This is a genomic window from Sphingomonas sp. (assembly GCF_040398505.1).
Taxonomy (GTDB): Bacteria; Pseudomonadota; Alphaproteobacteria; order Sphingomonadales; family Sphingomonadaceae; genus Sphingomonas.
The window spans coordinates 1-10,533 of sequence record NZ_JBBATX010000091.1; the positions used below are offsets into that span (position 1 = coordinate 1).

Sequence of the window (10,533 nt, forward strand, 5' to 3'; positions counted from 1 at the left end):
CCGACCGGATCGGTTGGAAAAATGCGACGCGGACGACAAAAAGCCCGCCGGACCTAAGTCCGACGGGCGATGGATCGTCATTCCTACCGCAGTATCAGGCCAGCGCGGAGAGGCGCTTGGTCAGTCGCGAGAATTTACGGCTTGCCGTGTTCTTGTGCAGCACGCCCTTGGCGACGCCCCGCATCAGCTCAGGCTGGACCTGTGCCATCGCAGCCGTTGCCGCAACCTTATCGCCCGCTTCCAATGCGCTCTCGGCCTTCTTGACGAAGGTCCGGATGCGACCGGTGCGGTTACCGTTTACGATGGTCCGCGCGGCGTTGCGACGGATACGCTTTTTCGCCTGTGGCGTGTTCGCCATGAAACCCTCTGATTCTGTAAATAAGAAAGGGCAGGAGTTACCTCCCGGCCCCGGAAGCCGTGCGCCTTAGCGAGAAGCGGTTCGAGGGTCAACTGGCCCTGCGTTTACCGCTGACATTTCGGACACCAAAAGGTCGATCGCCCCCCCTCGGCATAGCGCGCAACAGCGCCGTTGCAGGCACAGGGCTGCCCTTCACGGCCATAGACCGCGAATTGCTTCGAGAAATAGCCGAGTCCGCCGTCGGGCCGGACATAATCGCGCAAGCTCGATCCCCCCGCGTCGATCGCCGCGAGCAAAACACTGCGAATTGCCGGCACGAGTCGGTCGAGCCGCGCGCGCGACAGCTTCCCCGCCGCCTGCTTGGGCGAGATGCCCGCGAGGAACAGCGCCTCGCACACATAGATGTTGCCGAGTCCTGCGACGATTCGCTGATCGAGCAGCATCAGCTTGATCGACGCGATCCGCCCCGCCAGCGCGGTGTGAAGATAGCCAGCGGTCAGACCGGACCCAAGCGGTTCGGGGCCGAGCGTCTTGAACGCAGGAAAGTCGGTAAGCGATGCGCTCGACACCAGATCGACCGAACCGAAGCGGCGGGCATCGTTGAGCGCGAGGCGTTGCGTCGGGGTTTCGAGGATCAAATGATCGTGCGTCAGCAGCTCAGCCGGATCGACCCGCCACCGCCCCGACATGCCGAGGTGAAAGATCATCGTGTCGCCGCGATCGGTCGCGATCAGCCCGTATTTGGCGCGGCGACTGAGCCCGGTCACGGTCGCGCCGGTTAAGCGCTGGCCGAGATCGACCGGGAACGGCCGACGCAAATCGGGGCGGCGCAGCTGCACAAGGGTAATGCGCTGTCCGTCAAGCACGGGGGTCAGCCCGCGCACGGTGGTTTCGACTTCGGGGAGCTCGGGCATCGATGTTCCTTGTCACTCAGCTTGCAGCTTGTCACCTCGGCGAAGCTACAACACCTTCTCTTCTCTTCGCGATCTTCGCTCCTTCGCGCCCTGCGCGTGAACCTCGACGCTCGTCCCGGGTCCGGCGCTGGAAAGAAGACTGGGTTCGCACGCAGGACGCGAGGGACACGAAGACGAAGTGATACGGCTGCGCCGTGAGATTTTCGTTCAGCCACCACGCGATGGTTTGCGTGGGCGCGCGGCTCGGCTAGAGCCGGGGGATGACCGACCCGATAATCGCCCCACGCCCGGACAACGCGCCCAACACCGTCTCCTTTGGATATGAAGATATTCCTGCCGCCGACAAGACCGCCCGCGTCGGCGGGGTCTTTTCGAGCGTCGCGCGCAGCTATGACATCATGAACGACGCGATGTCGGGCGGGGCGCACCGGCTGTGGAAGGACCGTTTCGTGCGCCGGGTAAAACCGCGCGCCGGCGAGCAGATCCTTGATATGGCTGGCGGCACCGGCGACATCGCCTTCCGCCTCGCCGAATCGGGCGCGAGCGTTACGGTGGCCGACATCAACCCGCAAATGCTCGAAGTCGGGATGGACCGCGCGGCGAAGCGCGGCATCGACGGATTGGTATGGACCGAGGCGAATGCCGAGGTGCTGGCTTTCCCCGACCGCTATTTCGATGGCTATACGATCGCCTTCGGCATTCGCAACGTGACCGATATCCCCAAGGCGCTGCGCGAGGCGAACCGCGTGCTGCGGCGCGGCGGGCGGTTCTATTGCCTCGAATTCTCGACAACGCTGTGGCCGGGCTTTGCCGAGGTGTACGATACCTACTCGCACAAGGTTGTCCCCAAGCTCGGCAAATTGCTCGCGCAGGATGAGGATAGCTATCGCTATTTGATCGAATCGATCCGCCGCTTCCCCGACATGCCGACCTTCGAAGGCATGATCCGCGATGCCGGATTCGTGCAGACCGCGGTCGAGCCGGTGCTCGGCGGGTTGGTCGCGATCCATTCGGGGTGGAAGATTTGATGGTCGCGCGGAGGCGCGGAGGCGCAGAGTTGGTTCGCCTGATGCAATCGCCCCGCGTCAGAGAGACCTTTCACTCATTTGGTGGCGAAGTGCCAATAGGCCGCTGGCGCGGTAGATCGTCCAGCACGCCCGACACCTCCACGTCTGCGCGCCTCCGCGCGAACCAACCTTCTTCTCTTCCCACCGTCGCATGACCGCGCCCGCAATCCATCTCTGGCGGCTCCTGAAATGGGGGCGCATCCTCGCGCGGCACGGCGCGCTGCGCGGGATCGAGCGTGATCCTAACACGCCGACCCCGCTGCGCCGTCTCGCGCGGATCGCGCGGATCGGCGCGCGCGCGCCGGCGGTGCCGCGCTATGCCGATGCGTTGCAGGCAATCGGCCCCGCCGCGATCAAGTTCGGCCAGACGCTGGCGACGCGGCCCGATATCGTCGGCGAGTCCGCCGCCGCTGATCTGATGCGGCTGCAGGATACGCTGCCGCCCGTCCCATACGAGACGATCCACGCCGCGATGACGCGCGCGTTCGGGCGCGATCCGGCCGATCTGTTCCAGTCGATCGATCCGGTGCCGGTCGGTGCCGCCTCGATCGCGCAAGTCCATCGCGGCATCACCACCGATGGCCGCACCGTCGCAATCAAGGTGCTGCGCCCCGGCGTCGAGGAGGATTTCGCGCGCGCGATCGACACCTATCAATGGGCGGCGGCGCAAGTCGAAGGCTATGGCGGCGAAATCGCGCGGTTGCGCCCGCGCCTGGTGATCGAGACGTTCAAACGCTGGACCGCGCGCGAGCTCGATTTGCGGCGCGAGGCGGCATCGGCGTCCGAACTGGCCGATGCGATGGCCGCCGAGCCCGATTTCCTCGTGCCCGCGATCGATTGGCAGCGCACCGCCGGCAAGGTGCTGACGCTCGAATGGATTGACGGGATCAAGCTGTCGAACCGCGATGCGCTGGTCGCCGCCGGATATGACATGCAGAAGCTGGCCCACACGCTCGTCCACGCCTTCCTGCGCCAGGCGATCGCCGAGGGGTTCTTTCATGCCGACATGCATCAGGGCAATCTGTTCGCGCTGCCGGGCAACAAGATCGCGGCGATCGATTTCGGCATTATGGGGCGAATCGACCGGCGCGCGCGGGTGTGGCTAGCGGAGATTCTCTATGGGCTGATCACCGGCAACTACAAACGTGTCGCCGAAATCCATTTCGAGGCGGGCTATGTCCCGGCGCACCACAGCGTCGCCGAATTCGCGACGGCGCTGCGCGCGGTCGGGGAACCGATGCGCGGTATGTCGGTGAAGGACATGTCGATCGGGATGATGCTCGACGGCTTGTTCAACATAACCCGCGATTTCGACATGCAGACGCAGCCGCATTTGCTGTTGCTGCAAAAGACGATGGTGATGGTCGAGGGCGTGGCGACCAGCCTCAATCCCGAGATCAATTTGTGGGACGCGGCGGCCCCGTTCGTGCGCGAATGGATCCGCACCGAGCTTGGGCCCGAAGCGGCGGTGGCCGACCGGCTGGTCGAGGATTTTCGCACGCTCGCGCGGTTGCCCGAGCTGATCCGCAATATCGAGCGGCGCTTCCCCAACCCGCCGGGCGCGCCGCCTGAACCGCCCTTGCGCGAAATCGAGGTGGTGCGGATCGGCGGTGGGTGGCGCTATGTTGCAGTGTCGCTGGTGAGCATTGCGGCGAGTTTGGGGATCGGGTGGTTGCTGTGGGGGTAACGAGGCCCTCCCTGCAGCACTACGGCCCTTCCCCGGCGAAGGCCGGGGTCCAGTGGCGAAGGCCGAGGAAGCGAAGCGCTGGCGACGATAACGCCTGTGCCGCAGCTCGGCCCCGGCCTTTGCCGGGGAAAGATGCGTTCAACGGGTTCGACGCAGTATGAGCCTCTGGCTTGCCCTCCCCTCGCGCTATGCCGCGCTTAAGCCGCAGGCCGCGCGGTTAGCGCTTGCGCTGCTCGCGCTGTTGCTGGCCGCCACGTTGCTGGCGCTGACCAGCCCCGGCCCGCCGCCGGTCAGCCACGATCCCGCGGCCCGCGCGGAAAATCAGGCCGATGTCGTGCTGTACGAAACGATCGTGCAAGGGATTCGCGGCGGGGGCGATTATTATTCGGTGACCGCGCGGGCGCTCCGCAACGGCGATTACCCGATGCGGCCGTTCGTGACCTTCCGCTTGCCGACGCTGGCGGTGGTGCAGGCCGCTTTGCCGCGCAGCGTGACGATCGCGCTGCTCTATGCGCTGACGCTGGGCGTCCTGTTCGCCTGGTATCAGCGCTTGCGACCGGCCTTTGCGCGAACGCCGCCACGGCTGATCGCGATCGCGCTGCTGTGCGGCGGGTTGATCGCGTTCGTGCAGGGCGAGCTCGCCAGTTTCCATGAAGTGTGGGCGGGCTTGCTGATCGCGCTGTCGCTAGCGCTGCGGCGCGAGGACAAATGGATCGAGGCGGTCGCGATCGGGCTGATCGCGATGCTGATCCGCGAGACCGCGGCGCTGTATGTCGGTGTCATGGCGGTGCTGGCGTTTGCGGAAGGCAATCGCAAGGAAGCTATCGGCTGGGGGGTTACAGTGGCGGTCTTGGCGGTGGTGGTGGCGTTGCACGCGCATGCCGTTGCGGGCGTGGTGCGGCTGACCGATCCGGCATCGCCGGGTTGGGCCGGGTTGCTGGGCTTTGGCTTCTTTGTGAAGACGATGCAGTTGTCGACCGCGCTCGTGCTGGCACCCCTGTGGCTCGCCGCACCGCTCGTTGGCCTTGCTGTGTTCGGCTGGTCGGCGTGGAACAGTCCGCTCGCGCTGCGTGCGCTGGCGATGTTCGCGCTCTATGCCGCGTTACTCGGGCTGTTCGGGCGGACCGACACCTTCTATTGGGGGCTGATGATCGCCCCCACGCTCCTGATCGGCCTCGCCTTTGCGCCCGATGGCGTGCGCGACCTCGTCGCCGCCGCGCGCACACCGCGGCGGAAAATCACGATCACGCGGGTGACGCGCTGATATGACCAGGAAGATCCTGCTGATCGTCGGCGGTGGCATCGCGGCGTATAAAGCGTGCGAACTCATCCGCTTGTGCCGCAAGGCCGGGATTAAAGTGACCTGCGTGCTCACCGCCGGGGGCGCGCATTTCATCACGCCGATGACGCTGGCGGCCTTGTCGGAGCATCAGGTCTTCACCTCGCTGTGGGATTTGAAGGACGAGGCCGAGATGGGCCATATCCAGCTCAGCCGCGCGGCCGATCTGGTCGTCGTCGCGCCGGCCACCGCCGATCTGCTGGCAAAGATGGCGGCGGGGATCGCCGACGATCTCGCGACGACCTTACTGCTCGCGACCGACAAACCCGTACTCGCCGCGCCGGCGATGAACGTACGGATGTGGCAACATGCCGCAACGCGCCGCAATGTCGCGACGCTACGCGGCGACGGCGTGACCGTGCTCGAGCCTGACGACGGCGCAATGGCGTGCGGCGAGTTCGGGCCGGGGCGCTTGCCCGAACCGGCGGCGATTCTCGCGGCGATCGAGGCGGCGTTGGCCAAGTGACCGAAGTTACCGGGGAAAGTCCTGGTTCGATCCAGAACGAGCCGTCACCGCCACATCGCAACGCCGACGCCGGACCGATCGGGTCGCCGTTGCCGTGGATAGACTGGGTGCGCTTCCTAGCCGCGTTGGAGGTGTTTCTGTTCCATTTGCGGCTGTACGTGTTCAAACCATTCGAGACTTTCGCTCCAGCAAACAAAAATGCTGCGATAATGCTGTGGTTTGCGATAACCCATTTCGGTGGCGAGGCGGTGCTGATCTTTTTCGCGCTAAGCGGCTATCTCGTTGGTGGCGGGCTCATCCAACGCGTACGCAGTGGCGGCTTCAAACCCGGTGCCTATGCCATCGACCGCGCGACCCGACTGCTTGTCCCGTTTGTCCCAGCGCTGCTATGCGGCGTGGTGCTGCAAGGCGTACGGAGCGAGCCGATCGATCCGGGTGTTGTGATCGGTAATCTTGTTTCGTTGCAGGGCATTATCGTTCCGGTCCAACCCTATCTTGGCGTAGATTGGAGTCTTGCTTACGAATTCTGGTTTTATGTCCTTGGTGGGGCGCTGGCGGCTTGCTTGGTAACATCGCGGTACCGCGTGACCGCGATTGGATTGGCAGCGCTGTCGCTCTTGATCTTTTCGGTGCTTGATGCCGATTTGCTCTTTTGCTGGATCATCGGCGCACTCGTGTCGCAAATTAAGGTTCTGCGTGCTAACTACACGGGCATTCTGCTGGGATTGATCGTGTCGGGGTTAAGTCTGTTCCTCGCCAACGATTTGTTCGCCGGCATCCGAGTGCGACTGCAAATTCCGGTCGTGCCGATCGCGCTATGGCGAATCACGCTATCGGTCGGTGTATTATTGGTACTTCGCAATCTTGTCGCTATTCCGTGCCGCACCGTACGTGCCCGGCGGATCGAGGCGTTAGGCACCAGTCTCGCCGCGTTTTCGTACAGCCTCTATCTCATGCACATCCCGATTCTGACGGTATTGATGCTGCTCGGCCTCCGGGGAGGTCAAGATATCAGCGCAACGTCGCTATTCCAATATGGTTGCTCGATCCTGTTGGTTATGTTCGGCGCCTATGCATTTTATTTGGCGTTCGAACGCCATACCGACACAATCCGGCGTTGGAGCAAGAAACGTCTGGCGATATGAGTCTCGACGCCCACATCCTTGTAACTGCTGGGCCGACGCATGAGCCAATTGATCCGGTGCGCTATCTCGCCAATCGATCGTCGGGGAAGCAGGGGTTTGCGATTGCCGCCGCGCTGGCACGGCTAGGTGCGCGCGTTACGTTGATCGCCGGGCCAGTGTCGCTCGATACACCCGAGGGCGTGATGCGGATCGACGTCGAGACCGCGCTTGAGATGCAGGCCGCCGTTGCGGCCGCCCTTCCCGCCGATGCCGCCGTGATGGTCGCGGCGGTTGCCGACTGGCGCGTGGAAAGCGCCGGGCAGAAGATCAAGAAAGGCGCGGGCGGGCCACCAGTCCTGCGCCTCGTCGAGAATCCCGACATCCTCGCTGGCCTCGCGCGCAGCCCGTGCCGTCCACGCCTGCTGATCGGCTTCGCGGCGGAAACCGAACGCGTGATCGAGCATGCAACCACCAAGCGCGCGCGCAAAGGTATCGACTGGATCGTCGCCAATGACGTGTCCGGCGACGTGATGGGGGGCGCAGCGAACACGGTCCACATCGTCACCGCAAGCGGCGTCGAAAGCTGGGAGCGGATGGCAAAGGACGCGGTAGCGGCGCGGCTGGCCGAGCGGATTGCGGTAACCCTTGCGGCGAATCGGCAGCGCTAAAGCCCGTTCGACATCGCCATCAGACATTCTATATTGGCAGTATGCTCGCACCGATCACCATCGCGCTAAAGCGCTTGCCCAACGGCGTTGACCTACCCTTGCCCGCTTACGCGACCGATGGCGCTGCCGGGATGGACGTCGTCGCTGCTGAAGCCGCGACGCTCGCACCCGGTGCGCGTGCCGCGATCGCGACCGGTTTCGCAATCGCGATCCCGGCGGGTTACGAGGTGCAGGTCCGCCCGCGCTCGGGTCTTGCGCTTAAACACGGCATGACGTGCCTCAATACACCCGGCACGATCGACAGCGATTATCGTGGCGAGGTGAAGGTGATCCTGATCAACCTCGGCGCGGACCCGTTCGAGATTGCCCGCGGCGACCGGATCGCCCAACTCGTTCCGGCCCCGGTTCAACGCGCAGTACTGGACGTGGTCGCCTCGCTCGACGATACCGAGCGTGGGACAGGGGGGTTCGGATCGACGGGACGATGATAGCCTTTTTGCTTTTCCAGGCAGCGGCACCGCCCGCAGAGCCGCCCGCAGTGCCAATCGATTGGACGGCGCTCGCGCCAATCCCCTACACGAGTGCGCCTCAAATGACGCCGCACCTCACGGCTTTTGTCGGCATCGAAATCGCAGCGGGGCGTTGCACGCTGCCGAAACCCGCCGACGGTCATTATGTCGTAAAGGTCGATATCGCGACGCTGATCGGTGCTGATGGCATGATCCGCCAGACTGTGCCGCATGCGATCGCTTGCCCCACGGTTGAGCAATATGCCGCGGGTCTGGTGACCGGCTTCGCGCGCGGCAATCTCTCGGTGCGATCCGGCGCGAGCGACACGTGGTACCGTGCGACTATCACCTTCGACTGGCGCGGATGAGCCTTTCCGACTCGGTTCTGAGCGATGGCGAACTCGACCGCTACGCCCGCCATATCGTGCTGCGCGAAGTCGGCGGTGCAGGTCAGGCCAAGCTCCGCCGGGCGACCGTCGCGATCATCGGAGCAGGCGGGATCGGCTCCCCCGCGATCCAATATCTGGCAGCAGCGGGAATCGGACGGCTGATGCTGATCGACGACGATAGTGTTGATTTGTCCAACCTGCAGCGTCAGACGCTGTTTGGAGACGCGGATATCGGCGCGTCAAAAGTAGCCGCTGCGGCATCGAGTGCCACCCGAATCAACCCGCATGTCACGTTGGATCTTCACGCTGAACGCCTCACGCCCGACAATGCTGCTGACCTGATCGCAGGGTCGGACGTCGTGTTGGATGGCACCGATAGTTTCGCGACACGGCTTGCGGTCGCCGACGCGGCGCAGCGCCTGCGCATCCCGCTGGTCTCAGCGGCGGTCGGGCAGTTTGAGGGGCAACTTGGGGTGTTCCGCGGCTGGGAGGCAGACAAGCCGTGCTATCGCTGCTTAGTCGGCAACGTCGCCGATGCCGCGGGAGACAGCTGTGCCGATCTCGGCGTGCTTGGCGCGATGACCGGCGTGTTGGGCAGCCTCGCCGCGCTGGAGGCGATGCGCGCGATCATCGGCTTTGGCGACGATAGCGCGGGCAAGCTGTTGCTAGTCGACGCGCTCGCGTTTCGGTTTCGGACGATCGCGTTGCCGAAGGACCCGGGGTGTGCGGAGTGCGGTTAGCGTAACCTTAAGGGAAGCTCGCTACGACCGCGCTATGAAACCCGCGCGCATTCTTATCATCTTCGGTACTCGGCCCGAGGCGATCAAGCTCTTCCCGGTAGTCGCGGCCTTAAAGACTATGCCCGAGCTCGATGTCCGCACCTGCGTCACCGCGCAACACCGCGGGCTGCTCGATCAGGTGCTCAGCATTGCGGGCCTAACGCCCGATATCGATCTCGATTTGATGGAGCCGGGCCAATCGCTCGACCGGCTGACCGCGCGGCTGCTCACGGGTTTGGGCGACGTGATGGATGCCGAGCGGCCCGGCCGCGTCATCGTCCAAGGCGATACCGCGACCGCGATGGTTGGCGCGCTCGCGGCCTATTACCGCAAGGTACCGGTCAGCCATGTCGAGGCAGGGCTTCGCTCGGGCGACATCTATCAGCCCTGGCCCGAGGAAGTGAACCGCCGCATCGTCGCCTCGATCGCCGACCAGCATTTCGCGCCGACCGAGACAGCGGCCGAGGCGCTGCGCTGCGAGAATATCGACCCCGCCACGATCCATGTCACGGGCAACACCGTGATCGACGCGCTGCATGCAACGCGCACCAAGCTCGATGCCAATCCGTCACTCGCCGCCGGTTTGGACGAGATTGCCGCGCGCTTCGCGGGAAAACGGATCGTGCTGGTCACCACCCACCGGCGCGAGAATTTCGGCGGGGGAATGGACAATATCGCGCACGCCCTTGGCCGGATCGCGGCGCGCGACGATGTCGCGATCCTGTTTCCGGTGCACCCCAACCCCAATGTCGTCGAAGCGATGGAGCGCGTGCTCGGCGCGCAAGCCAATATCGCACGGATCGAACCGCTCGATTATCCGCACTTCATTCGTGCGCTCGGGCTGTGCCACCTCGCGCTGACCGATTCCGGCGGGGTGCAGGAGGAAGCGCCCGCGCTCGCCAAGCCAGTGCTTGTGATGCGCGAGACGACCGAGCGCCCGGAAGGGGTAGTCGCAGGGACGGCCAAGTTAATCGGCACCGACCCCAACCGGATCGTCGCCGAAGTCAACACGCTACTCGACGACCCCGCCGCTTACGCCGCGATGGCGCGTGCGCACAATCCGTTCGGCGATGGCCATGCAAGCGAACGGATTGCGCGTGTGGTGGTTGACAGCTTCTAACCTTTTGCAGAAATTCCGCGCCTTTTTATTTTCGTTTTCCGTGCGCCAGTACCCGTATTGTAGCGCGACAATCTGGGTAAGAAGCGCGTCAATCAGGATGAGAACTGATTGTC

10 protein-coding genes and 2 pseudogenes are annotated in these 10,533 nt (G+C 64.3%); 10 read left to right on the forward strand and 2 right to left on the reverse strand.

The window, feature by feature from the left end; genetic code table 11:
- Positions 1-94: 94 nt before the first annotated feature.
- Positions 95-358, reverse strand: coding sequence for a 30S ribosomal protein S20 (gene rpsT / locus ABWP09_RS11130; RefSeq protein WP_188444735.1), 264 nt, complete (start codon positions 356-358; stop codon positions 95-97).
- Between the two features lie 104 nt (positions 359-462).
- Positions 463-1,272, reverse strand: a complete 810-nt coding sequence (gene mutM / locus ABWP09_RS11135; RefSeq protein WP_353205211.1) for a bifunctional DNA-formamidopyrimidine glycosylase/DNA-(apurinic or apyrimidinic site) lyase — start codon at positions 1,270-1,272, stop codon at positions 463-465.
- Between the two features lie 260 nt (positions 1,273-1,532).
- On the opposite strand from mutM, the gene ABWP09_RS11140 reads away from it, so the two are divergent.
- The 10 genes and pseudogenes from ABWP09_RS11140 to wecB all read left to right on the forward strand — a co-directional run bounded on the left by ABWP09_RS11140 (position 1,533) and on the right by wecB (position 10,420).
- Positions 1,533-2,300 (forward strand): class I SAM-dependent methyltransferase, encoded by a 768-nt coding sequence (locus tag ABWP09_RS11140; RefSeq protein WP_353205212.1) that lies wholly within the window; start codon positions 1,533-1,535, stop codon positions 2,298-2,300.
- Positions 2,301-2,490: 190 nt separating this feature from the next.
- Positions 2,491-4,026: a 2-polyprenylphenol 6-hydroxylase gene (gene ubiB, locus ABWP09_RS11145; RefSeq protein ID WP_353205213.1), complete on the forward strand. Its 1,536-nt coding sequence runs from the start codon at positions 2,491-2,493 to the stop codon at positions 4,024-4,026.
- A 157-nt stretch (positions 4,027-4,183) separates the two neighbouring features.
- Complete coding sequence (locus ABWP09_RS11150; RefSeq protein ID WP_353205214.1) at positions 4,184-5,290, forward strand: glycosyltransferase family protein; 1,107 nt, start codon at positions 4,184-4,186, stop codon at positions 5,288-5,290.
- 1 nt (position 5,291) lies between these two features.
- Positions 5,292-5,825 (forward strand): annotated as a pseudogene (locus ABWP09_RS11155) (flavoprotein); the annotation flags it as partial.
- A 2-nt stretch (positions 5,826-5,827) separates the two neighbouring features.
- Positions 5,828-6,976: an acyltransferase family protein gene (locus ABWP09_RS11160; protein WP_353205215.1), complete on the forward strand. Its 1,149-nt coding sequence runs from the start codon at positions 5,828-5,830 to the stop codon at positions 6,974-6,976.
- An 11-nt stretch (positions 6,977-6,987) separates the two neighbouring features.
- Positions 6,988-7,623 (forward strand): annotated as a pseudogene (locus tag ABWP09_RS11165) (phosphopantothenoylcysteine decarboxylase domain-containing protein); the annotation flags it as partial.
- A 41-nt stretch (positions 7,624-7,664) separates the two neighbouring features.
- Entirely contained in the window at positions 7,665-8,111 is a 447-nt protein-coding gene (gene dut, locus ABWP09_RS11170) for a dUTP diphosphatase (protein ID WP_353205216.1), read from the forward strand.
- A 104-nt stretch (positions 8,112-8,215) separates the two neighbouring features.
- Positions 8,216-8,500, forward strand: a complete 285-nt coding sequence (locus ABWP09_RS11175; RefSeq protein WP_353205217.1) for a hypothetical protein — start codon at positions 8,216-8,218, stop codon at positions 8,498-8,500.
- The gene (locus ABWP09_RS11180) at positions 8,497-9,261 is read left to right on the forward strand and encodes a HesA/MoeB/ThiF family protein (RefSeq protein WP_353205218.1); all 765 of its coding nucleotides are present in this window, start codon (positions 8,497-8,499) and stop codon (positions 9,259-9,261) included. The genes ABWP09_RS11175 and ABWP09_RS11180 overlap by 4 nt, the downstream gene beginning before the upstream one ends.
- Positions 9,262-9,295: 34 nt before the next feature.
- Positions 9,296-10,420 carry a non-hydrolyzing UDP-N-acetylglucosamine 2-epimerase gene (gene wecB, locus ABWP09_RS11185; RefSeq protein ID WP_353205219.1) on the forward strand — a complete coding sequence of 375 codons (1,125 nt, stop codon included), beginning with the start codon at positions 9,296-9,298 and terminating at the stop codon, positions 10,418-10,420.
- Positions 10,421-10,533: the final 113 nt, after the last annotated feature.

Coding starts and splice junctions, on each gene's coding strand:
- rpsT (WP_188444735.1), bottom strand. CDS start 358: ATGGCGAACACGCCACAGGCGAAAAAGCGTATCCGTCGCAACGCCGCG.
- mutM (WP_353205211.1), bottom strand. CDS start 1,272: ATGCCCGAGCTCCCCGAAGTCGAAACCACCGTGCGCGGGCTGACCCCC.
- ABWP09_RS11140 (WP_353205212.1), top strand. CDS start 1,533: ATGACCGACCCGATAATCGCCCCACGCCCGGACAACGCGCCCAACACC.
- ubiB (WP_353205213.1), top strand. CDS start 2,491: ATGACCGCGCCCGCAATCCATCTCTGGCGGCTCCTGAAATGGGGGCGC.
- ABWP09_RS11150 (WP_353205214.1), top strand. CDS start 4,184: ATGAGCCTCTGGCTTGCCCTCCCCTCGCGCTATGCCGCGCTTAAGCCG.
- dut (WP_353205216.1), top strand. CDS start 7,665: ATGCTCGCACCGATCACCATCGCGCTAAAGCGCTTGCCCAACGGCGTT.
- ABWP09_RS11175 (WP_353205217.1), top strand. CDS start 8,216: ATGACGCCGCACCTCACGGCTTTTGTCGGCATCGAAATCGCAGCGGGG.
- ABWP09_RS11180 (WP_353205218.1), top strand. CDS start 8,497: ATGAGCCTTTCCGACTCGGTTCTGAGCGATGGCGAACTCGACCGCTAC.
- wecB (WP_353205219.1), top strand. CDS start 9,296: ATGAAACCCGCGCGCATTCTTATCATCTTCGGTACTCGGCCCGAGGCG.